Source organism: Sedimenticola selenatireducens (assembly GCF_963675335.2).
GTDB lineage: Bacteria > Pseudomonadota > Gammaproteobacteria > Chromatiales > Chromatiaceae > Sedimenticola > Sedimenticola selenatireducens.
On record NZ_CAXXYC010000003.1, the window covers coordinates 368762 to 390785 of the forward strand.

Below are 22024 nucleotides of genomic sequence, written 5' to 3' on the forward strand. Positions count from 1 at the left end.
ATCCTTCACTGTCACCGGAGGAGTAGGCCTGGTCTATTGCCTTTCCCTATACGCCGGCTTATTGCGGAAATACGGGCTAACCCGCTTTATTTGCCTTTCTTGGCATCTTTTCCAGGGACAGCCTGCGGTGGTTTCTGCTGCTGCGGTTTTTGCTGTTGCGGCTGTACTTGTTGCGTTTTTTGACTTGCAGGCTTGTCGTCATGCTTGGCAGCAGTTAATGGGCTGTCCTTGTCATCTGTAGATGAAACTTTTGAAAACGGTGCATTAAATTTCGTTACAGGCTTTTGCTCCTGTTGGGTACCCTTTTTCTCACTGTTTTTCCCACTGTAAAGTGAATCCTGTTGACGTGGTTTGTCCATAATAACCTCTGCTGATTTCCTCAACCCGCACATTTGCGAGCAGCCGGAACAGTCATGATGGGCGTATCTCACCGTTGCGTCTGTACGTTGCCACACACAGCATTTTCTGAGAGGGCAATACAGTAAATTCCGTTGGTCAATTTACTTGCCAAAATTGAAAGTGCTATACAACGGAAAATTCTTCAGCCGTGCAGTGCCCTTCCAAGCCAAGGATGGCTTTAGTAAGAGTTTTCCAGGGGCGCTTTTGCGCCCATTTTTGTATGCAGATGAATTGTTACTGCGGGGTAACCCAAAGTGGGTCTGGAGTCCGCGAGCCACTTCGCTAAGACCGATGCTGTCTGACTAAATGTGCAGAATTGATTATTCTTAAGGACGGCGCCGCATAATAACCCTACTCTGTGCCAGAATTATGCGCGTCACAGCGATCGGCTGATCATTGTGGTGCCCGTAACCCGGATTTAACTCACTGGAACTGTTGATCAATACCTGTCATGAAGCGCTTATGGCTGATGCTCTGTTTGCTGGCGGGGTGCCTGGTATCCACCCTGGGATATGCGCTGCCGCCACTGCAATTGTTTGTCGACATCACACCGCCGGGAGGCGTGCTGACCCTGCCGGCAGGGAGCTATGCCGGTCCGGTGGTGATCCGACGGCCGATCATTATTGACGGCAGGGGCGAGGTGACGGTGGACGGTGAAGGTGGCGGCACCGTAGTTACGGTCCTGGCGGACGGGGTGACAATCCGTGGCCTGCACCTGACCAACTCCGGCAATTCGCATGATCAGGTGGACGCCGCCCTGCTGCTGACGGCGAATGATGCGCTGGTGGAGAACAACCGCATGGATGATGTGTTGTTCGGGATTCATATTCGCCAGTCCAACGGCAATGTGGTCCGCAACAACCGGATTGAGTCCCGAGCGGAGGCGCCGAGCCTGCGCGGGGAGGGCATTCGCGTCTGGTACAGCAGCGACAACCTGATGGAAGGAAACCACATCACTCAGGTCCGGGATGTGGTGTTTACCAACTCGTCGGATAACCGCTTTATCGGCAACACTATCGAGAACAGCCGCATCGGCATGGAGCTGATCTTTTCGCCCGATAACGAAATAGCTGAAAATACCCTGATCAGAAACACCACGGGTATTGTGCTGATCTACTCCAACGGCGTGGTCATTCGGGAAAACCGGCTGCTGAATATGCCGGATGCCACCAGTTCCGCGCTGGCGGTGAAAGAGAGTTCCCAGGTGCGGCTGGAGGCCAACGATATTGTCCGCTGTGCCGTTGGCCTGACCGCCAACTCGCCCACCGATCCGGAGAATATCATTTATCTCATCAACAACCACTTTGCCTACAACGATGTGGCGATGTACTTCTATGGTGAAAAGGGCGGGCATATCATTCATGGCAACCGCTTTACCGGCAATATCATACCGATCGCGGTGAGTGCCGCCTCCAGCGCCCGGGACAACGACTGGCGGGGCAATGCCTGGGATACCTACGAAGGATTCGACCGGGATCTGGATGGTACCGGTGATACCCCGCACAATATCTATCTCTATTCCGACCGGCTCTGGATGGACCGCCCGATGGCGCGCTTCTTCCGCGCCTCCCCGGTACTGGAGATGGTGGATTTCATCGAGCGCCTGGCGCCCTTTTCCATGCCCGACCTGATCCTCTCTGACCCTTCACCACGCATGCACTGAAGCGTTGGGCGGGGTTTATCTCCGCGCCGCCTCGTGTCAGCATGGGCATCTGTTTTTCTAACGATGACTGTGCTTTATGACTACCCCCGAATCAACTGATCTGCGACAGGCAGAGGCGGCCCTTCAAGCTCTGATTGATTCGCACCAGACCCTGCTGCTCTCCACCGTGACGGCCACAGGTCAGCCGGCAATCAGCTATGCCCCCTATGTCCGGGATGGGTCGGGCCGTTTCTATATCTTTATCAGTGACCTGGCGGAGCATACGGGCAATCTGCAGCAGCAGGGCAGTGCCGCGATCCTGTTTGTCCGTCCGGAGGCGGAAACCCGCAACCCGTTCGCCCGGGAGCGGGTGATCCTGCAGTGCCGGGCGGGTGAGGTTCCCGAGACCGATACAAATCATGCCGCCATGCTGTCCCGGCTGGAGCAGCGTTTTGGCGATACTGTGGCCCTGTTGCGCCGCCTGCCGGACTTTCATCTGTTTGTCCTGACGCCACAGTCGGGTCGCTATGTGGCGGGCTTTGGCAAGGCGTATGATCTGGAGTTGCCGGCCGGTACTCTTCGTCCCGTCTCGCCACCGGACTGAGTGCGTGGTGTCGATTTTCCGCTTTCAGCGATTCAGCGTGCAGCAGGGTGAGAGCGCCATGAAGGTGTGCACTGACGCCACGCTGTTTGGCGCCATGGCGCCGGTTGCCGGCGGCGAGCGAGTGCTGGACATCGGTGCCGGCAGCGGGCTGCTGTCGCTGATGCTGATGCAGCTGGGGGCGGGCCATGTCACTGCCGTGGAATTGACCGAACAGGCGTGTCGGGACGCCGCCGTCAATTTCTCCGCCAGTCCCTGGTCTGAGCGGTTGGAACTGGTGTGGCAGTCGATACAGGACTATGCCGAATGCTGCGATCAACGTTATGACCTGATCATCAGCAACCCACCGTTTTTTGAGCGGCACAGTAAAAACAGCGTCAATCTGCGCCGCCTGGCCCGCCATGCCGATCTGCTGCCGCACCATGAACTGGTGCGGCTTGTAGCCCGGTTATTGGGTGAGGCCGGGCGCTTCTATCTGCTGATTCCGGCACATGAGGTGGCCCGGATTACCGATCTGGCGGCTGCTGCCGGCCTGTGGCTGACCGGGCGGGTCGACTATGCCGGGCATGTCCACAGCCGGGCCAAGGTGGCCGCGCTCACCTTCAGTCGCCGACCTGAAATGTTCGTCTACCGTCGGCTGGTCATCTATAATGCGCCGCGCGCCTACAGCGAAGAGAGTGCCCGTTATCTCTCCCCCTTTCTGTTACGATTTGCCGCCCCGGCCGACTGGCAGCAAGCGTAGCTGCAGAAACCTTGTTGGAGTAAGAAGTATGACCAATCTGGATGAATCATTACGCGACGATGTACGTATGCTCGGTGAGAGTCTGGGGCAGACCATCGAAAACCATCTGGGACCGGCGTTTCTGCAGAAGATCGAGCGCATACGTCATCTGGCCAAGGCGGGGCGGGAGGATGCCGGCTCCAATCATGACGCGCTGTTGCGGGAACTCTCCGGTCTGAGCGAAGCCGAGATGCTGCCGGTGGCGCGTGCCTTTACCCAGTTTCTCAACCTGGCCAATATCGCCGAGGAGTTTCATCGCGTGCGACTGCATCAGGACGTGTGCGAACTGGATGCGGAGGACTCCTTTGCCCGGCAACTGAAACAGTTGCAGGCGGATGGACTCACCGATGAGCAGATCCTGCAGGCGATCGGCCGCATGGAAGTGGATCTGGTACTCACCGCCCACCCCACCGAGGTGAACCGACGCACCCTGATCAAAAAATATAACGCCATCACCGACTGTCTGCGCAAACTGGAGCGGGGGGAGTACCGCCAGCGCCGCCTGAATGAGCTGGTCAGCCAGATCTGGCACACCAACGAGATTCGCCGGCAGCGCCCCACGCCGATCGACGAGGCGAAATGGGGCTTCGCCGTTATCGAGGGGTCACTCTGGCAGGCGGTGCCGAACTACCTGCGGCAGCTGGATGAGTCGATGCAGGCGGTGCTGCAAAAGCCGCTGCCACTCGACTGTTCGCCGGTTCGTTTCTCCTCCTGGATGGGCGGGGACCGGGATGGCAATCCCTATGTTACTGCTGCGGTGACCCGGGAGGTGCTGCTGCTGTCGCGCTGGATGGCTGCCGATCTGTATGACCGGGATCTGGATGAGCTGCGCTCGGAACTCTCCATGTATCAGTGTAATGACGAACTGCGGGAGCGGGTTGGGGATGCGGCCGAACCTTATCGGTATCTGTTGGCCGGTCTGCGCCGCCGCCTGGATCAGACCAAGACATTGATCCAACAGGGGCTGTCGGGGCAGGGCTTCAAGTCTGAGGTGCTGATGACCGCCGAAGATCTGCTGGAGCCGCTGATGCTTTGTCATCGCTCCCTCATCGAGTGCGGTATGCAGATCATCGCCGGTGGTCTGCTGGAGGATATCATCCGCCGCATCGCCTGCTTCGGCGTGACCCTGGTGCGGCTGGATATCCGGCAGAACGCCGACCGCCACGCGGCGGTATTCGACGCCCTGACCCGGTTCTACGATCTTGGCTCCTATCTGGCGTGGGACGAGGCGGAGAAACAGCGCTTTCTGTTACAGGAGCTGCAGAGCAAACGACCGCTGATACCGGTGGACTGGCAGCCCGATGAAGAGATCAGCGAGGTGCTGGAGACCTGCCGGGCGATCGCCCAGGCCGATCCCAATTCCCTGGGCTCCTATGTCATCTCCATGGCCAGCCGGCCATCCGATGTGCTCTCGGTCATTCTGCTTCTGCGGGAGATGGGAGTTGGGCACGACATGCGGGTGGTGCCGCTGTTCGAAACCCTGGCGGATCTGCAGGATGCCCATCACTGCATTGATCAGCTGCTCTCCATCGACTGGTACCGGGACTACACCCACGGACACCAGGAGGTGATGATCGGTTACTCCGACTCCTCCAAGGACGCCGGTCAACTGGCGGCGGTCTGGGCGCAGTACCAGGCCCAGGAGGCGTTGACCGCCACCTGCCGTGCCCGGGGGGTTCATCTGACCCTGTTTCATGGCCGTGGTGGTACGGTCGGCCGCGGCGGCGGCCCGACCCACCGGGCGATTCTGGCCCAGCCGCCCGGTTCGGTGGACCACACCCTGCGGGTGACCGAGCAGGGCGAGGTGATCCGCTTTAAATTCGGCATTCCGGAGATTGCCGAGCGCAATCTGGAACGCTATACCGGCGCCGTGCTGGCCGCCACCCTCTGTCCGTCACCGGCACCGCGCCCGGAGTGGCGGGCCATGATGGAGTCGCTGGCACGGGACGCCTTTCGTGAATATCGGGCAGTGGTGCGGGATGATCCGCGCTTCGTGCCGTTCTTTCGTGCCTCGACACCGGAACATGAACTGGGCAAGCTGCCGCTGGGATCGCGGCCGGCCAAGCGTCGTGCCGACGGCGGTGTCGAGAGCCTGCGGGCGATTCCCTGGGTGTTCGCCTGGACCCAGATCCGGCTCATGCTGCCGGCCTGGCTGGGATCAGACAGCGCCCTGGGGCAGGCGATCGAGTCCGGTGAGTTGGCCCGGCTGCACGAGATGTACGCGGCCTGGCCCTTCTTCGCCAGTTATGTGGATATGCTGGAGATGGTGCTGGCGAAGAGTGATCCGGTGATTGCGGAATACTACGCAGCCAGATTGGTGCCGGAGGAGTTACAGGCCCTGGGCGAGACGCTACGGGAACGCCTGAGCGGCACTTTCGATATGGTGCTGAAAATCAAACAGACGCGCAAACTGCTGGCGGATTTTCCCCTGATCCGGCGCTCCATCAATGTGCGTAACCCCTATATCGATCCGCTCCACTATCTGCAGGCGGAACTGCTCCATCGCGACCGCAATACACCGAAGGAACGCCTGGAGCAGGCGCTGATGGTGACCATGGCGGGGATTTCGGCCGGTATGCAGAATACCGGCTGAGGCTCGGGTAGCGGTTTCTAAATTATTGGGGCTCAGCCTGATTTCTTGACGAACTGGGTCAGGATGACAATCTGCTGGCCATTGACCCGGCCTTCTATCTGTCCCGGGTTATCGGCCACCAGCGAGATGCCGCGCACGGCGGTGCCGCGCTTGGCGGTAAAATTGGCGCCCTTGACGTTGAGATCCTTGGTCAGGGTGACGGTATCGCCTGCTTCGAGCCGCGCGCCGTTACAGTCCAGATGCTGCACTGAAGTGTCGTTGTCGCTGCCATCACCGGCAGCCTCCGCCCATGCCTGGGTCTGTTCGTCCAGATAGAGCATATCCAGCAGATCCTGCGGCCAGCCCTCCGCGCTGAGGCGCTTGAGCATGCGCCACGCCATCACCTGCACCGCCGGCACCGTGCTCCACATGCTGTCGTTGAGGCAACGCCAGTGATTGGGGTCGATCTTTTCCGGGTCTTCTATCTGTTCACGACAGGTGTCACAGAGCAGCAGGGATTGATCGGCACTGCCATCGGAAGTGGGTGGGACTTCGTAGGGCTGGAGGTTTTCCGTTGCCCTGCAGAGTTCACATTTGGATTCACTGCGCTCAAGTAACGCCTGTTCGGTACTCATAGTTGTGGATGCTCGCATGAAAAAGGCCGGGTATAACTGCAGGCAGGGGTTCTGCCTTGCAGTTATTGTCTGACGGTTGGGTCGGGCACACCATACCGGTCATCCTCTGTTCCGACAAGTCCGTTGTGAATGTGGCAGGATGCCGGCATCAAATGGAGAGGCTATTTGAAACGGCATCTGTTTCACCAGGGTCCGACTGGTCTTCGGATGAATTGCCGTCACTGCATTCCAGCGTTATTTCGGACAGCACGTCGGCAAGGGCAGCAGTCGCCGTGGTTTTATCCAGCCCGAGTTGGACAGCAAAGATCTCGAGCCGCTCACTACCCAGAATCAGCTCGATCTGCTCCGCGGCAAAAGACCGGTCGTCAACCTCTCCAAGCCATGCGCGGGTGAGGCGTTGCAGTTCGTTGTTCTGCGAGAGCATGCGGTTAAGCTCCGCAAAATTGATAGATTCCAGAGTCTCCGCCAGAGCCGCAGCCACTGTGCTGAAGTCCAGGATGGTACCAAGTCGGGTGATTAAACGGAGTGTTCCCCGTGTTATATAGTCCATCACCTCAATCCTGTTGCCCGGGCAGCTAAGCTTTGTGGGTCGGTCTGCTGTGGTGGTCGGGTGCTGTCGTTTCGCATATTTTGCATGGGGATTCACCGGGACAGATGTTACCCGTCCCGGTGGATGTCTTTTCAGACCCTGTTCAATAGTTGATTGCACGTGGCAGCTCTTTTGCCTGTGCAACCCACTTTTCGACCTCGGATGCCGAAGGTACACGGCGCACGACATTGCCCCGTGCTTCCGCAACCTCTTTTATCTTGGCATGAAGATTCGCTGCATTTCTCTGTGCCAGTTCGGGTACCGTATCGACGCCGGCGAGCTCCAGCAGATCGGCATACTCTTCCCCGATACCCTTGACCCGTGCCAGGTCGGCACGATTGATCCAGCCGAGGATCAGTTTTTCGCTGATGCCGGATTTTTCAGCCAAGGCTTTTCTGCCCTTAGTGGTACTGCCAGCTTCGAGCAGTTTTTCCTGTGTGCTGATGCCGGCTTCCTGAAGTTTTGCGCCGTACTTTTCGCCGATACCTTCGATCTGTGTCAGTTTTGTCATCTCTGTCTGCTCCGTGTAGTGGCTCTTTATCGATCCTGCGATGCCGGTGCCTGAATTATTGGCCCTCTGGTAAATTCGCTGAGTGCCGTTCTCGAAAGGGCTGGCCTCGAACAGTCGAGGTCAGGTAACTCCCTGCCTCCACTATAGTCCTGACGGTTTTTGGAATGAAGCCAAATCGCGATGAAAACGGGATGAATTACAATTGTTTACAATATTTGACCGAGGGTGGTGTCGAATCCACCATGGATGGGGAGTGGGAAGTGGCAGCATGACTCTGTGTCATGCTTGAAACTATGTCAGGTAATCCAGCGGTAATTCAGTCTTGTGGATGATCTGTTGCATGACGAAGCTCGACTGCACCCCCGAGACACCGGCGATGCGGGTGATCTTGCCCAGTAGAAACTCCTGGTAGGCGTCCATGTCGGGTACCACCACCTTGACCAGGTAGTCAGCGGCCTGTCCCGTGATCAGACTGCATTCAATTACCTCGGGAAACTCCGCCACCTTGGCCTGAAAATTCTCAAAGCGGTCGGGTGTGTGCCGGTCCATGCTGATCTGGATCAGTGCGGTGAGCTTCAGGTTCAGCCGCGCGGGGTCGAGCAGGGTGACATGTTTCGCGATAATACCGGCTTCCTCCAACTGCTTGACCCGGCGTGAGCAGGGTGTAGGGGAGAGTCCGACCCGTTCCGCCAGTTCCAGATTGCTGATCCGGCCATTCTGCTGCATTTCCGTGAGGATGCGTCGGTCTATACGGTCCAGTTTCATCATGGGGGTTGGAAAGTAGGGCTTGGTTTGGGTGATGTTAGAATAAAATGGATAATATCACTATATTTAATAAAAATAATAGTTGAATAATCCAAATATCAAGCAATCATGGGCTATATTTGCATACACTCACTCATCTTCTTTCCCTATACTGAGTTCACTGAACAAGCCTGACCCAGGTTGTCTCCCAGGTAAGACCCCACAAGGGTCTGTTGTCCGACCCGCTTCACAAGAGTGATAACGGCACAAGGTCCAGGAGAGCGGTCATTCAGGGAAAGGCTGATTGGTAGCAGGGAAAACCTGATCTGAGGTGGGCCGCACCCGGCCCACCGATTTCCCTCCCTTTTTGCGATTTACCTGCTTTTTCATCACTTAATCACCATCCCGCTGAGGTATAATTTCTGCCTGAATGATGGGCGTTGCGCCGATATTTATCAGGAGAATGAGCAGATGCAGAATAAAGTGGCTGTTGTAACCGGAGGGGCAAGTGGTATCGGGCGGGCGGTTGCCGAGAAACTGGCGAGCGTTGGCTGTAAGGTGGTGATTGCGGACTTTAATCCGGAAACCGGCAGCGTGGCGGCCGAGCAGATCGGTGCCAGTTTCGTGCAGGCGGACCTGTCCGATGCCGAGCAGTGCCGTTCCGTCATCGCCCAGGCCGCTGAATTGCACGGCAGCGTCGATATCCTGGTCAACAATGCCGGCTTCCAGCATATCTCCCCGATTGAGGAGTTTCCGGTGGAGCAGTGGAACAAGCTGATCGGCGTTATGCTCACCGCCCCCTTCCTGCTGATGCGCTACGCCTGGCCGATGATGAAACAGAATGGCTGGGGTCGGGTGATCAATATCGCCTCGGTTCACGCCATGGTGGCCTCGCCCTTCAAGGCCGGCTATATATCCGCCAAACATGGGGTGATCGGCCTGACCAAAACCGCGGCCCTGGAGGGGGGCGAGTTTGGTATCACGGTCAACGCCATCTGTCCGGCCTATGTACGGACCCCCCTGGTGGAGAACCAGATCGCCGATCAGGCCCGCACCCGGGGCATTCGCGAAGACCAGGTGGTCACCGATGTCATGCTGAAGAATGCCGCGATCAAAAAACTGATTGAGCCGGAAGAGGTGGCCAATCTGGTGGCCTTCCTGGCCAGTGATCAGGCGTCATCCATCACCGGTTCCTCCCTGACCATCGATTCGGGCTGGACGGCCCAGTAGATGGAGCGGAACTGCGGCACTCATGCAGCAACTGACTATCCTTAAAGATAGAGACAAGGTGGAAAAATAACATTCGGTCGAACAAGGAGTGGTCTTTTTGCGGGACGGCTGTGATGGCTCCCGCGGGCCGGCCGTTCTAATTCAGATCGACATTGATACTTAACAGGGATTAAGCGAAAAGAAAGAACAGGAGGGATCATGTGGAACCCAGCACAATTCCGGCTTGCCGGAATCGGCGTCGTTATTGGACTGATGGCCCTCTCCCCAACTGCCTATTCGGCCACATATCAATGTGAGCAGGATGGTGTGGTGGTCTATTCCGATACCCGCTGTGGACCCAATGCCCGGCAGAGTGGCGAGACACAAAATCTCTATCCCGGCGGCTTGCGTCCGGGGGAACAGCAGATGCTCAATGAAGCAGCTGCAGATAAGTCCGCACCGGCCGCCGGCGATACTTCAGGTGGTTATGGGGAGCGGATCAGGGAGCAGAATGAACGGCGGAAAATTGAAGGGGACAAACGGCGCATCCCTTCCAGTGCCACCAGTCCCTGGCGTTGAAGCGGGATCCTCCCGCAACTCGAACCCGTCCAACTGACGATGCCAGGTTGAGGCTATGAGAGAACAGAACGAGACGGAAGCGACTGACCCCTGGCCACTGGAGCAGCTGGTAGAGGGGCGGCACTACTACTGGGAAGACGGGCTGATGGTGTTTACCGAATGCTATCACCGCAGCCGGGGCAACTGCTGTGGTTCTGCCTGTCGCCACTGTCCCTTCGACCATATTAATGTGAAGCCGGCAAGATGAGGTTGATCTCGCTGATCCCGTCCATTACCGAAACCCTGATCGACTGCAACGCCAACCTCGTGGGGCGTTCCCGGTTCTGTATTCATCCCGAACCCGAGGTCGGACGGATTCCGGCGGTGGGGGGGACCAAGCGGGTGGATTGGGGATCGATGGCCGATCTACAGCCGGATCTGGTGATCCTCGACAAGGAGGAGAATACCCGGGAGATGGCCGAGAGCTGTCCTTATCCCTATCTCGCCCTGCATATTACCCGGGTGGAGGATGTTGGGCCGGAATTTTCACGCCTGGCCGAGCGGATCGGCAATATCGCACTGGGGAAGTTTGCACGACGTTGGGAGCAGGCCAGTCGGCTTGCCGGGAAGCAGTATGCTATCCGGTCTCTGCCGGGCATTATCGAGTGGTGGCGGCCGCCGACCATCCAGACGCGGGTGGAGTACCTGATCTGGCGTGATCCCTGGATGGCGATAGGCGAGGGCACTTTTATTCACTCCATGCTGGGTCGCATGGGGATGGGAGAGCTACTGACACCCCATGCGGAAAAATATCCCGAGATTGAGCTTGCTGCCCTGAACCCGCAGCAGACGGTGCTGCTGTTCTCCAGCGAACCTTTTCCCTTTCAGCGTTACCGGGATGAACTGCTGGAACTCGGATATGCATGTGGCCTGATCGATGGGGAGAGTTACTCATGGTACGGTACCCGTAGCCTGCGTTTTCTGGAAACCTGTTGCCAATGAGCAAATAACAACTATGACATCCGACACCCCTCCCTTCATGAACTATCGCGCCCTGCTGCTGGGTGCGCTGATGCTTACGGCAATCTCTCTGGGCATGATTATCCTGGCCCTGCTGCTGGATGTGCAGAAGGCGACCGCGCCACAACTGCTCACCCTCTCTGCACTCTGGATCGCACCGGGTATCTTCACTGGCCTGAAGGCGCGCGACGGCCGGCTGCTGCATGGAATGGTGACGGGACTTGCCGGTGCGCTGCTGTTGTCACTGCTGATCTACCTGATGCCACAGGTCGCTGTTCTGCAGCAACTGGCTGGAGACAAGTCAGTGGTGGTGATTATCCTGGGGGGGCTCTGGGGAGCTGTGGGTGGACTTTTTGCCGAAATAGTTCATCTGCGACGTGTCAGGAAGGGGCGTGGGCAAAACAGCCAAGTACGCCATTGACGGGGTATAGGCGGTTAAGTAGTATTTGGAGAGTTAAAATATTTTAGCGCTACGTTAATTGTAAGCCTGTCGTTTAGGCCCTGGGCAAGGGAAGCCTGGATGGACCATAGCTATTGGTTCCCATCCAAAAGTAACCCTGAAAAGCAGAGTATCCAAATGATGGTCACAAAAATCAGCGCCTTTCTGCGTAATCTATTTGCCTCATTGATTAACGATGTTCCAAAGGACAGTGCACGTTGCGAATTTATCTGCGACAGGCTGGATTGTCCGCCCGAGGTTTTTGAACATTGTAAAAAGAGAAGGGATTACCAGGTTTGGGACCGGGATAACTGAACTGACCACGGCAGGTAGACAGGGTCTGCCTGCTCCCGGGGACAGTGTTTCCCTTTCGCCTCCGCGGTCTGTCTTCGGTCCGTTTCCTGTTAAATTAATTGCGTTTGTAACCGATTGGTCGCTGTTGTGATGATGGTGGTGCAATAGCAGCCGCATCCGTCGGGTTTTTTCCTCCCACAACTCAGGCTATAGTGACGTAAACGTCAACTGGGATAATTCATGAACGCTGTAGCCTTTCCACCACTGCGCCTGGCCTGGATGATCTGGGGCCTCGGTGCCGCACTCTACCTGATCGGTTTTTATCAGCGGGTGGCTCCCGGCGTAATGACCACCGAGTTGATGACTGATTTCCAACTCAATGCGACCGCGTTGGGTAATCTGTCGGCGTTCTATTTTTACAGCTATGTGGCCATGCAGGTGCCGACCGGGCTGCTGGCGGATCATTGGGGGCCCCGGCGCCTGCTGGCTAGCGGGGCGTCCATTGCGGGGCTGGGGACGCTGCTGTTTGCCATGGCGCCAGATGCGTTGTGGGCCAATCTGGGCCGACTGTTGATTGGCGGTTCGGTGGCAGTGGCCTTCGTCGGCATGCTGAAGCTGGCGGGGCACTGGCTGCCGCCCAAGCAGTATTCGCTGGCTTCCGGCATGGCGCTGTTCTGTGGTGTGGTGGGCGCGGTGTTCGCCGGGGTGCCGCTGCGTCTGCTGGTGGATGCCTTTGGTTGGCGTCCGGTGATGCTGGTCTCTGCTGTGGTGGCCTTTATCGTCGCCCTGGCTATCTGGCTGCTGGTCCGGGATGACCCGACGGAGAAGGGTTATGCCAGTCATGCTATCGCCCATGATGATCAAGCCGGCCATCAAGACAAGGGCGTGATGGCCGGTATCCGGGCAGTGCTGGGGTATCGCAATACCTGGCTGCTCTATTTCATCCCGGGAGCCGGGGTTGGCAGTGTGCTGACCTTTGCCGGACTCTGGGGCGTGCCGTTTCTCACCACCCACTATGGGCTGGAGAAGACGACCGCCGCCGCCATCTGCTCGGCACTACTGGTCTCCTGGGCGATTGGCGGGCCGGTGTTCGGCTGGCTGTCGGATCATCTTGGGCATCGCAAACCGCTTTATCTGCTGGGCTGCGTGGTTCAACTGGCGGGTTGGTGTGTGGTGGTCCTGGTACCGGGCCTGCCGGTCTGGCTGCTGGTGTTGCTGTTGATTGTGGTCGGTTTCTTTAGCGGTAATATGATTATCGGCTTCGCCTTTGCCCGCGAGTCCGCGCCTGCCCGTCTTGCCGGAACTGCTTCGGGACTGGTCAATATGGGGGTGATGATCGGACCCATGCTGCTGCAACCGGCCGTGGGCTGGTTGCTGGATAGGAACTGGTCCGGGAGCATGGATAACGGGGCAAGGATTTATGGCCTGGAGGCGTACCGCAACGGCTTCAGCCTGATGCTGGCGTGGCTTGCACTGGCGCTGGTGCTGATCCTGTTTACCCGCGAGACCCACTGTAAACAGATCGCCTGATATGGCAGAAGTAAGGAGTGTCAGAGATGTCGAGTCTGGTAACAGGTTTTCATCACGTCAGCCTGATCGTGGCCGATACGGCGCGGGCGCTTGATTTTTACCAGGGGGTATTGGGGCTTACGCTTGATAATACACGTCCCGATCTGGGTTATCCGGGTGCCTGGCTGAATGTGGGAGAGCAACAGATTCATCTCCTGGAACTGCCTAACCCCGACCCGCTGAACGGCAGGCCGTCGCATGGCGGACGTGACCGCCATTTGGCATGCCGGGTGGAAAATCTGGACCTGTTGATCGAATCCCTGGACAGGATGGACATTGACTACAGCCTGAGTCGCTCCGGGCGAAGGGCGCTTTTTTGCCGTGATCCTGACCAGAACGCCCTGGAGTTTATCCAGCAGACTGCAATCTGATCATTCGGCGGTTTTCTGTTCTGTCTCGTTCAGCAGTTCGAACAGGGGCCCGGCCGACTCATTCGCCTGTCGTTCCAGTCTTCGGTAATGCTCAATGAGTGCCTCGGCAAAAGGTGTGAGCGATGCACCGCCACCGCCTTTGCCGCCAACGGTGGTGTTTACCAGTGACTGACCCAGCGCCTCCTGGACGGTCTCTATCAGTTGCCAGGCACGGCGGAAGGTCATACCACACGCCTTGCCGGCACCGGAGATGCTGCCGTTATCCGCCACCGACTGAAGCAGGGCGATCTTGCCCGGTCCGATGACTGTGTCATTAAAGCGGATCTGCAGTCGAAGTTTTGTTTTCATTGAGTCGCCCGGGCGAAAACCCTGCTGTTGATTGGTTAAATATCCATGTCTATCCTAATTCAGCCGAAAAGGTGCCACAACCGTGTCAGGTTGATCTCATCGTGTGTGGGTCATCTTGCCGCGGACCGCGCCGATACTCACGGGCAAACCAGATAATGGCGGATGCCTGTAGCAGCAGCGCAAAACCGAATGCCGCCTGGTAGGCGATCTGGGGGTAGTGGCCGGGAGATGTCTGTGGCCAGAGATTGATAATGGCGCCGATGGTGTACTGCAGAATAAAGATGGCGACGAATACCAGCAGGTTCATCGCCGTGTTGACCCTGCCGGCCAAGTGGCGCGGATAGTGTTGTGAAAGCACCGCGTACTGCACAATGCCGGTGGTGCCAAAGAATCCAAAGCCGATCCAGACCGGAAACAGCCACGCGGGCGAGGGACCGATAATAATCAGTAGCTGAATGCCTTGAAAGATCAGCATGCCGACGACCGAGAGCAGGATGGGCGGTACGCCGATTCTCGACAGCCGCTCCGCCAATGTACCCATCACCAGGAAGCCGGCCACCATGGCGGTGGCCACCAGAAACAGGCTGTCGGCCATGGCGGCACGCTCCAGTCCACCAATGTCCTGCAACCAGGGTCCGGCCCAGAGACTCTGGATAGAGATGAACGTGGCCTGCGACAGCATGGTCAGGGGGGCGATCATCCAGAAGAATCGGTCGGAAAATATGGCGCGCATGCCCTGCAATTGGGCTTTCAGCGTCTCCTGTTGCCTGACCTCGGTATGGTCCGGTACCAGCAGAAAAATGATAATCGATGAGAGAATCATCAGGGCGGCCAGTAATAGGAACACACCGCGCCAGTCGGTTATCGAGAGGGCGGCCTGGACTGGTGCTGTGGCTGTGATGGCCCCGACGCCGCCGGAAGCGAGAATGACCCCGTTGAGCAAGGGCAGTTTTTGTGGCTCGAACCAGAGGGTGAAGGTCTTGAAGGCGGCCATCAGGCAGGCCGAAACGCCCAGTCCGATTAACCCTCGTCCGATAATCAGATCGCCGGCACTGTCACCCAGGGCGAACAGCAGTGCGCCCGCCGCAGCCACCAGCAGCAGGAGGGATTCGATTTTTCGTGGACTGTAGCGGTCAAGCAGGATGCCCAGGGGAAGCTGGGCAGCGGCAAAGGTAAAAAAATAGGATGCCGTCAGCAGTCCCAGGGTGTCGGCCCCCAGTGAGAGTTCCGCCACCAGGTCCGGTGCCAGGACCGCATTCACTACACGGGCGAGATAGGAGAGGTAATAACCCAGCGCGAAGGGGAACAGGATGCTGAGAAACAGGTGGCGTCGGGTGAGATTGGGGTCCAAGGTTTGATGCCTTCCATTTGTCAGCAGATCAGCCGGACTATGCCATTGCCCGGTGAGTCAATACAAGCTGATGTTAAATGGGAACATCGGTTGCAATCGAAAATAATGCGCAATAATTGCGGGATGCGTTACCGTATTGCCAAACGGCAGTATCAGATGAAGGGCGGATATGTATGCTGGATTTCAATGAAATGGTGATCTTTGTGAAAGTGGTGGAGGCGCAGGGTTTTACCGCCGCCGCAACCAACCTGGGTCTGCCCAAATCGACCGTCAGCCGAAAGATCAGTGAGTTGGAAAGCCGGTTGGGCGCACGTCTGCTGCAACGAACCACACGCAGTGTCCGGCCCACGGAACTGGGTGCACTCTACTATGAGCGTTGTGCCCGGCTGGTGACGGAGGCGGAGGAGGCGGAACGCGCCATCAGCCAGTGTCAGGAGCAGCCGCGCGGTCTGTTGCGTATCACCCTGCCGGTGGATATCGGTATTTCCATTATGTCGGCCGTTACCCGCGAGTTTATGCAGCAGTATCCGGAGATCCGATTGCAAGTGGATATCTCCGACCGTTACGTGGACCTGGTGGGTGAGGGGTTTGACCTGGCCATTCGTGCCGGGATTCTGGAAGATTCCACCCTGGTGGCGCATCGGCTCTATACCGACCGGATGCTGGTCTGTGCAACACCGGGCTATTTTAAACAGAGGGGGATTCCCCGCTCCCCGGAGGATCTGAAGCAGCATGATTGCGTTGTGTTTTCCGCGCAGCGCAGCAGTGAAACACTCAAATTCAGTCGGCCGCGAGGAGAGGTGGTGGTGGAGATTAGCGGGCGTATTGGCATTAATAACCTGAATGCCATTCGTGGGGTCTGCCTGACGGGCGCAGGTATTGGCTTGCTACCGGAACTGCACTGCCAGGACTTGATTGCCACAGGCGAACTGGTCTCGGTGCTGGATGACTGGAGGGTCCGTGAGGGGGGGATTTATGCCGTCTATCCGTCACCCCGGCATCTGACCCCCAAGGTCAGGGCCTTCATCACTTTCCTGGACCGGCATTTCAGCAATCTTCCCCACTAATCAGGCGCTGTCCCTATGGTTCACTGGGCCCCATTTTGGGCTATTGTTCCATATATGGAACATAGTTTTTGAAAAAACCCATCTAATCATGAAATAGAGACAATGCTACGCTCTCCTCCAAGTTGACCAGTTCCCGAGAGAGGGCGTGACATGAACAGAAAACGGCTACTCCACATCGACACCAGTGCCCGTCTGACCGGCTCCGATTCACGCAGACTCAGCGCCCAGTTTGTCCGTCAGTGGGTGGACAACCATCCCGAATATCAGGTCATGGAACGGGACCTGGTCAGTAAACCACTGCCCCATCTGGATGACGCCATGTTGGCAGCCATGATGAGTCCCCCGGAACAACATACGCCCGAGATGACGCGGATCGCGGATCGAATCAATCTGCTGATTGATGAATTCCTATCGGCGGATGCAGTGGTACTGGGTGTGCCAATGTACAACCTGGGCATCCCGTCCACGCTGAAGGCTTACATCGACCATATCGTCATGGCTGGCCGCACTTTCGCCTATACGGACAAGGGCGCGGTCGGACTGGTGCCGGATAAACCGGTATTTATTATTACCGCACGCGGTGGCATGCACAGTGGCGCCAGCACTGATCAGCAGGCCCCCTACCTGCAGACCCTGTTCAATTTCCTTGGCATTAAGCAGGTGAACTTTATCCATTCGGAAGGGCTCAATATGGGGGATGAAATGCGTCGCCAGGGGATCGAAAGCGCCCAGGCAGAGATTGGCCGTTATGCCGCCTGAATCGGGCGTGTGCCTCGAAGGGATAAAGGAAGTGAGGATGAGGTTTGCTAACACCCGACAAGCTTATGGGGTAATCAGTATCGGACTGCACTGGTTGATAGCGCTACTGGTCATTGGTCTGTTCCTGCTAGGCCTCTACATGACCAGTCTCGATTACTACGATCCGTGGTATCAGGCGGCTCCGGATATGCACCGCAGCCTTGGGATTGTTATGGTGGTATTGCTGCTGTTTCGATTACTCTGGCGGCTCATCAGTCCGCTGCCGGAGCCGGTCGGCAACGATCCCCGAATACTGCGGCGCGCGGCTGAACTGGTCCATTGGGGGCTCTACCTGCTGCTGTTTGCCATTGCCATTAGCGGCTATCTCATCTCAACTGCTGACGGCCGCGGTATCGAGGTGTTCGGCTGGTTCACGCTACCGGCGCTGCTTCCGGCCATTGACAATATGGAGGATGTGGCAGGGGAGATTCACTGGGTGCTGGCGGTCGTCATGATGACGCTGGTCGGCGTACACAGCCTGGCCGCGCTCAAGCATCACTTCATTGATCGGGATGCTACCCTGATGCGAATGCTCGGCAGGCCGCGGCGCTCGTAATAATAAGAGTGATTTATTCAAAGACACGCATATTCAATTTCCAAGGAGACAACATGAAAAAACATCTGCTGGTTTCACTTCTGACGATCGCCGGGATCGCACTCGCCGCCCCGGTATCGGCCGAGCGCTATGTCATCGATACCCAAAAGGCCCATGCCTTTGTCCAGTTCAAGATCTCCCATCTGGGTTACAGCTGGGTGCTGGGACGCTTTAACGAGTTTGAGGGGAGCTTCAACTATGACGAGAACAATCCATCCGCATCAACGGTTTCAGTAACGGTCAATCCCGCCAGCGTGGACAGCAATTTTGCCGAACGGGACAAACATGTGCGCGGCAAGGATTTCCTGAAGGTTGATGAGTTCACGACGGCGACATTCAACAGCACCGGCTATGAAGTGACGGGCGAAAACACGGCGTTGTTGAAAGGCGATCTGACCCTGCGCGGGATCACCAAACCGATTGTTATCGATGTCACCCAGATTGGTGCCGGTAAGGACCCCTGGGGTGGCTACCGGCGGGGTTTTGAGGGGACCACCCGGTTGACCCTGGCGGATTTCGGGATACCAATGGATCTGGGCCCGGCCTCACGCGAGGTGGAACTGTTTCTTTCTGTTGAGGGGATTCGCCAGTAGCGACTGCTTTTACCGTGGTTTATGGGGCCGGCGTGACGAGTGACGCCGGCCCCTGTTCCTGTATTACCCCAAAAATCGGTGGGTTGATCCCCGAACGATTCAGCATCATCTGTAGTCGTATAGGGAACAGCAAGGGAGAGAAGGACAAACCATGCAGATGCGACAGCTTTTTGATAAGACCTCCAGCACCTACAGTTACCTGCTCTGGGACAAGCAGAGCCTGGAGGCGGTGATGATCGATCCGGTGCTGGATCAGTATGAGCGGGATATCCAATTAATAGAAGAGCTTGGATTGATTGTTCGATATTCGCTGGAGACCCATATCCATGCCGATCACATCACCGGTGGCGGCATGTTGCGGGAGCGTTTCAACTGCCATGTCGCGGTGCATGAGAACGGGCAGGTTTCCTGTGCCGATGTCTGGCTGAAACAGGGTGACCACGTGCTGTTTGGTGATAATACCCTGAAGGTGCTGTTTACTCCGGGCCATACCAATACCGATATCTGTTATCTGGCGGCTGATCGGGTGTTTACCGGTGACACGCTGCTGATTCGTGGTAGCGGCCGTACCGATTTTCAGTCCGGTGATGCCGGGCAGGCCTACGACTCGATCATGGGTAAGCTGTTTGTTCTGCCCGATAATATCCGGGTTTATCCGGCCCATGACTATAACGGCATGACCGCCTCCACCATCGGTGAAGAGAAACGGCACAATCCCCGTCTGGGCAACAATCAGACCCGCGAGGGCTATATCCGCATCATGGATAGTATGGACCTGGAAAAACCGCAAAAGATTGATGTTGCGGTGCCGGGGAATCAGCGCTGTGGTATCAGCGCAGCGCAGGGTATGCTCAATCAGGCCGGAGTCATCAGGGAGTGATTTAGTCTATCAGTCCGGGTCCAAATCCAGTTTGGCTACACGGTCGAGGTGCTCCTGCCAGTACTGCGCCTGGTTGACACCCAACTCATAAAGAAAACGCCAGTCATACAGCCCCGAGTTGTGGCCATCATCAAAATAGAGTTTCAGGGCGTAATTGCCGATCGGCTTGATCTCTTTGAGTATCACATCCTGCTTGTCCAGTACCAGAATCCGGTCTTTACCGAACCGGGCTCTCACCTCCTTGGACGGGGAGAAAACCCGCAGATACTCCCAGGGAAGATGGAAACGCTCGCCGGTGTCAAAAACCACTTCGAGCGTGCGTGATTGATTGTGCAGAATAATATCTGTCGGTTTGGTCTTTGTTTGCATGACGGATAAGCTATGGGTCAATTGAGTCAATGCAATAGTAGACCCATCGAGCGTAAACAGGAACCGGAGTGTGAAGATGGAAGAGCGAATTCCGAGCAGGGAAGAGGCATTTCAGTTGTTGGCTACCTACACCAAAACCGAAAGCCTGATCAGACATGGACTGGCGGTCGAAGCGGTGATGCGCTATTTCGCCCGTCACCGTGGTGGTGATGAGGAGCAGTGGGGCATCGTGGGATTGGTACATGATCTGGATTACGAGCAATTTCCCGAGCAGCACTGCATAAAAACCGAACAGATACTGCGGGAACAGCAGTGGCCGGAATCCTATATACGGGCCGTGATCAGTCATGGCTGGGGTATCTGCACCGATGTTGAACCCATCAGCGATATGGAAAAGGTGCTTTACGCCACGGATGAACTGACTGGATTGGTGACCACCACCGCCCTGGTGCGCCCCTCAAAAAGCGTTATGGATCTGGAGGCTAAATCGGTTATCAAGAAGTGGAAGGATAAAAGTTTTGCGGCCAAGGTGGATCGCGCCATTATCGATCGTGGGGCGGCCATGCTCGGAATGGAGAGGCGGGAGCTGATCACCCAGACCATCCTGGGCATGCGGGAGGTGGCTGAACAGATCAACCTGAAGGGATTGTCCTGATCAGCCGCTGAAGGGGGCTTCATACAGAGAAAGCGGTTTCTTTATCCAGATCAATTTCACAGGCCGACTCTTCCAATAGAATCGCCAAGAGAATGTGTGTCCATATCTCCTGAAGGCTTGGTTGGCTGATTCAGGGACGGAAGGTTGCCTGTCTAATATGAAATTTCTGGCCAATTCGCTTAAATCAATCTGCTCGGCATTTGGCGTCCACACCTGGGATCAGGCGTATGAGCTGCTTTGTGGTAATCGGCATACCCTGTCCATTCAGCAGCACCGGGGTGAGTTGCTCCTTAACCGCATCTTCTTTTTCGCCTCCACATTTGCTGTGCTGACACCGGCCTGGGTGCTGGTCGACTGGCTGATTTTTCCCTGGCCCCTGTGGGTGGAACTGGCAGTGTTGAGATTCTTTGCCGGAGCGGTTTTTCTGGCTATTGCCTGGCAGACCCGGCGTGATGCCAGCCTGATGCGGGCGCGGCTATTGTTGATAGCACTGCTGTTTCTGCCGTACATGTTCTACTTTGTCGCCGATTCCATGCTTTCCGGATATGAGCTGAGCGGCATACAGAGCGCAACGGCCGATATTTACCGCCTGTTGCCATTTGTTATTATTGCCGGCCTCAGCCTGTTTCCGCTGACCCTGATCGAGTTTGGATTCTACGCCCTGCCGCTGCTGGCTTTGACACTCTATTCCGTATTTGCCGTTACCGCGGTTGAGTTGAACGGGGCAATTTCAACAGTCTGGCTGTTCCTCCTGATACTGGGCGTGTCGCTGATTTCTTCACTTAACCAGCTTCGCTATATGATCTCCCTGACCAGTCAGGCGAGCTATGACGTGCTGACCGGTGCCCTGACCCGCCGGGCAGGCATTGAAGCCATGGAGCTTCAATTTCGCCTGGCCAGGATTCGCGGTGAAAATATCTCCCTGGCGTTTTTCGATCTGGATCATTTCAAATCCCTCAACGACTCCCATGGTCATCAGGCTGGCGACATGGCCTTGCGGAAGACCGGTGACAGGATCAGAGAGACATTGCGTAAAATCGATACCGTTATTCGCTGGGGTGGGGAAGAGTTTATTTTGATTTTTCCTGGAGCCGATTGCATCGAAGCCAGGGTGGTGCTTGGCAGGCTGATGCAAGCGGGGCTGGGTAAACGCCCGGATGGGTCGCCTTTGACGGCGAGCATCGGCGTGGCCGAGCTGCGCAAGGACAAGATACGTCACTGGAAGGAGCTGCTTGCCTTGGCGGATTCAAGGATGTACCGCGCCAAGGATGCCGGCCGGGCGTGCTGCCTGGACAGTCATGAGGATGAGCTGCGCTGGGACTGGTGTGCGGATACTGTGAATGAGACCGGCTGAGTATGATTATTTCCCGGACGAGGTCAGGATTGGCTCGGTCACCGCTTATGCAACGCCATCCGTCTGCTGTATCCTTGGAT

26 protein-coding genes are annotated in these 22024 nt (G+C 56.9%); 18 read left to right on the forward strand and 8 right to left on the reverse strand.

What is annotated here, in order from left to right:
- Positions 1-86 precede the first annotated feature (86 nt).
- A complete protein-coding gene (locus ACHZBF_RS05470) occupies positions 87-359 on the reverse strand; it encodes a hypothetical protein (protein ID WP_321527852.1) in 273 nt (90 codons plus the stop codon).
- A gap of 491 nt (positions 360-850) precedes the next feature.
- Here ACHZBF_RS05470 and nosD point away from each other — a divergent pair, with 491 nt between their 5' ends.
- The 4 genes from nosD (at position 851) to ppc (ending at position 6016) form a co-directional block, all read left to right on the forward strand.
- Positions 851-2062, forward strand: coding sequence for a nitrous oxide reductase family maturation protein NosD (gene nosD, locus ACHZBF_RS05475; protein ID WP_321527853.1), 1212 nt, complete (start codon positions 851-853; stop codon positions 2060-2062).
- A gap of 76 nt (positions 2063-2138) precedes the next feature.
- Positions 2139-2645 carry a HugZ family pyridoxamine 5'-phosphate oxidase gene (locus ACHZBF_RS05480; RefSeq protein WP_321527854.1) on the forward strand — a complete coding sequence of 169 codons (507 nt, stop codon included), beginning with the start codon at positions 2139-2141 and terminating at the stop codon, positions 2643-2645.
- 7 nt (positions 2646-2652) lie between these two features.
- The gene (locus tag ACHZBF_RS05485) at positions 2653-3384 is read left to right on the forward strand and encodes a tRNA1(Val) (adenine(37)-N6)-methyltransferase (protein ID WP_321527855.1); all 732 of its coding nucleotides are present in this window, start codon (positions 2653-2655) and stop codon (positions 3382-3384) included.
- A gap of 28 nt (positions 3385-3412) precedes the next feature.
- A complete protein-coding gene (ppc, locus tag ACHZBF_RS05490) occupies positions 3413-6016 on the forward strand; it encodes a phosphoenolpyruvate carboxylase (protein WP_321527856.1) in 2604 nt (867 codons plus the stop codon).
- Positions 6017-6048: 32 nt separating this feature from the next.
- On the opposite strand, the gene ACHZBF_RS05495 is transcribed toward ppc, so the two are convergent.
- The 4 genes from ACHZBF_RS05495 to ACHZBF_RS05510 form a co-directional block, all read right to left on the reverse strand.
- Positions 6049-6630 (reverse strand): alkylphosphonate utilization protein, encoded by a 582-nt coding sequence (locus ACHZBF_RS05495; protein WP_321527857.1) that lies wholly within the window; start codon positions 6628-6630, stop codon positions 6049-6051.
- A gap of 148 nt (positions 6631-6778) precedes the next feature.
- The gene (locus ACHZBF_RS05500) at positions 6779-7180 is read right to left on the reverse strand and encodes a hypothetical protein (RefSeq protein ID WP_321527858.1); all 402 of its coding nucleotides are present in this window, start codon (positions 7178-7180) and stop codon (positions 6779-6781) included.
- 142 nt (positions 7181-7322) lie between these two features.
- A complete protein-coding gene (locus ACHZBF_RS05505; protein ID WP_029134958.1) occupies positions 7323-7730 on the reverse strand; it encodes a DUF4332 domain-containing protein in 408 nt (135 codons plus the stop codon).
- A 291-nt stretch (positions 7731-8021) separates the two neighbouring features.
- Positions 8022-8495, reverse strand: coding sequence for an Lrp/AsnC family transcriptional regulator (locus ACHZBF_RS05510; protein ID WP_029134959.1), 474 nt, complete (start codon positions 8493-8495; stop codon positions 8022-8024).
- Between the two features lie 450 nt (positions 8496-8945).
- Between ACHZBF_RS05510 and ACHZBF_RS05515 the strand changes: the two genes are divergently transcribed.
- From ACHZBF_RS05515 to ACHZBF_RS05545, 7 genes are all read left to right on the forward strand, one after another.
- Positions 8946-9704: a 3-hydroxybutyrate dehydrogenase gene (locus ACHZBF_RS05515; protein WP_029134960.1), complete on the forward strand. Its 759-nt coding sequence runs from the start codon at positions 8946-8948 to the stop codon at positions 9702-9704.
- A 198-nt stretch (positions 9705-9902) separates the two neighbouring features.
- On the forward strand, positions 9903-10262 hold the full coding sequence (locus ACHZBF_RS05520; RefSeq protein WP_029134961.1) for a DUF4124 domain-containing protein: 360 nt from the start codon (positions 9903-9905) through the stop codon (positions 10260-10262).
- Between the two features lie 55 nt (positions 10263-10317).
- Positions 10318-10509 (forward strand): DUF5522 domain-containing protein, encoded by a 192-nt coding sequence (locus tag ACHZBF_RS05525; protein ID WP_037376201.1) that lies wholly within the window; start codon positions 10318-10320, stop codon positions 10507-10509.
- The gene (locus ACHZBF_RS05530) at positions 10506-11243 is read left to right on the forward strand and encodes a helical backbone metal receptor (protein ID WP_321527859.1); all 738 of its coding nucleotides are present in this window, start codon (positions 10506-10508) and stop codon (positions 11241-11243) included. The genes ACHZBF_RS05525 and ACHZBF_RS05530 overlap by 4 nt, the downstream gene beginning before the upstream one ends.
- 13 nt (positions 11244-11256) lie before the next feature.
- The gene (locus ACHZBF_RS05535) at positions 11257-11682 is read left to right on the forward strand and encodes a glyoxalase (RefSeq protein ID WP_273440989.1); all 426 of its coding nucleotides are present in this window, start codon (positions 11257-11259) and stop codon (positions 11680-11682) included.
- 552 nt (positions 11683-12234) lie between these two features.
- Positions 12235-13524: an MFS transporter gene (locus ACHZBF_RS05540; RefSeq protein ID WP_029134964.1), complete on the forward strand. Its 1290-nt coding sequence runs from the start codon at positions 12235-12237 to the stop codon at positions 13522-13524.
- A gap of 26 nt (positions 13525-13550) precedes the next feature.
- Positions 13551-13934, forward strand: a complete 384-nt coding sequence (locus ACHZBF_RS05545; RefSeq protein ID WP_321527860.1) for a VOC family protein — start codon at positions 13551-13553, stop codon at positions 13932-13934.
- On the opposite strand, the gene ACHZBF_RS05550 is transcribed toward ACHZBF_RS05545, so the two are convergent.
- Together ACHZBF_RS05550 and ACHZBF_RS05555 are read right to left on the reverse strand one after the other, a co-directional pair.
- Entirely contained in the window at positions 13935-14282 is a 348-nt protein-coding gene (locus ACHZBF_RS05550; RefSeq protein WP_321527861.1) for a winged helix-turn-helix domain-containing protein, read from the reverse strand. It abuts the gene before it with no gap.
- An 85-nt stretch (positions 14283-14367) separates the two neighbouring features.
- The gene (locus ACHZBF_RS05555) at positions 14368-15633 is read right to left on the reverse strand and encodes an MFS transporter (RefSeq protein WP_321527862.1); all 1266 of its coding nucleotides are present in this window, start codon (positions 15631-15633) and stop codon (positions 14368-14370) included.
- A 173-nt stretch (positions 15634-15806) separates the two neighbouring features.
- Here ACHZBF_RS05555 and ACHZBF_RS05560 point away from each other — a divergent pair, with 173 nt between their 5' ends.
- The 5 genes from ACHZBF_RS05560 (at position 15807) to ACHZBF_RS05580 (ending at position 19566) form a co-directional block, all read left to right on the forward strand.
- Complete coding sequence (locus ACHZBF_RS05560; protein ID WP_321527863.1) at positions 15807-16700, forward strand: LysR family transcriptional regulator; 894 nt, start codon at positions 15807-15809, stop codon at positions 16698-16700.
- Positions 16701-16850: 150 nt separating this feature from the next.
- Positions 16851-17459 (forward strand): FMN-dependent NADH-azoreductase, encoded by a 609-nt coding sequence (locus ACHZBF_RS05565; RefSeq protein ID WP_029134968.1) that lies wholly within the window; start codon positions 16851-16853, stop codon positions 17457-17459.
- A 37-nt stretch (positions 17460-17496) separates the two neighbouring features.
- The gene (locus ACHZBF_RS05570; protein WP_029134969.1) at positions 17497-18054 is read left to right on the forward strand and encodes a cytochrome b; all 558 of its coding nucleotides are present in this window, start codon (positions 17497-17499) and stop codon (positions 18052-18054) included.
- A gap of 53 nt (positions 18055-18107) precedes the next feature.
- On the forward strand, positions 18108-18686 hold the full coding sequence (locus tag ACHZBF_RS05575; protein WP_029134970.1) for a YceI family protein: 579 nt from the start codon (positions 18108-18110) through the stop codon (positions 18684-18686).
- Positions 18687-18837: 151 nt separating this feature from the next.
- The gene (locus ACHZBF_RS05580; protein ID WP_321527864.1) at positions 18838-19566 is read left to right on the forward strand and encodes an MBL fold metallo-hydrolase; all 729 of its coding nucleotides are present in this window, start codon (positions 18838-18840) and stop codon (positions 19564-19566) included.
- Between the two features lie 9 nt (positions 19567-19575).
- Here the strand turns inward: ACHZBF_RS05580 and ACHZBF_RS05585 are convergent, their stop codons facing one another.
- Complete coding sequence (locus ACHZBF_RS05585) at positions 19576-19935, reverse strand: gamma-butyrobetaine hydroxylase family protein (RefSeq protein ID WP_321527865.1); 360 nt, start codon at positions 19933-19935, stop codon at positions 19576-19578.
- Positions 19936-20011: 76 nt separating this feature from the next.
- On the opposite strand from ACHZBF_RS05585, the gene ACHZBF_RS05590 reads away from it, so the two are divergent.
- Both ACHZBF_RS05590 and ACHZBF_RS05595 read left to right on the forward strand, forming a co-directional pair.
- Positions 20012-20590 (forward strand): hydrolase, encoded by a 579-nt coding sequence (locus ACHZBF_RS05590; RefSeq protein WP_029134973.1) that lies wholly within the window; start codon positions 20012-20014, stop codon positions 20588-20590.
- A 157-nt stretch (positions 20591-20747) separates the two neighbouring features.
- Positions 20748-21944: a GGDEF domain-containing protein gene (locus tag ACHZBF_RS05595; protein ID WP_051302728.1), complete on the forward strand. Its 1197-nt coding sequence runs from the start codon at positions 20748-20750 to the stop codon at positions 21942-21944.
- Positions 21945-22024: the final 80 nt, after the last annotated feature.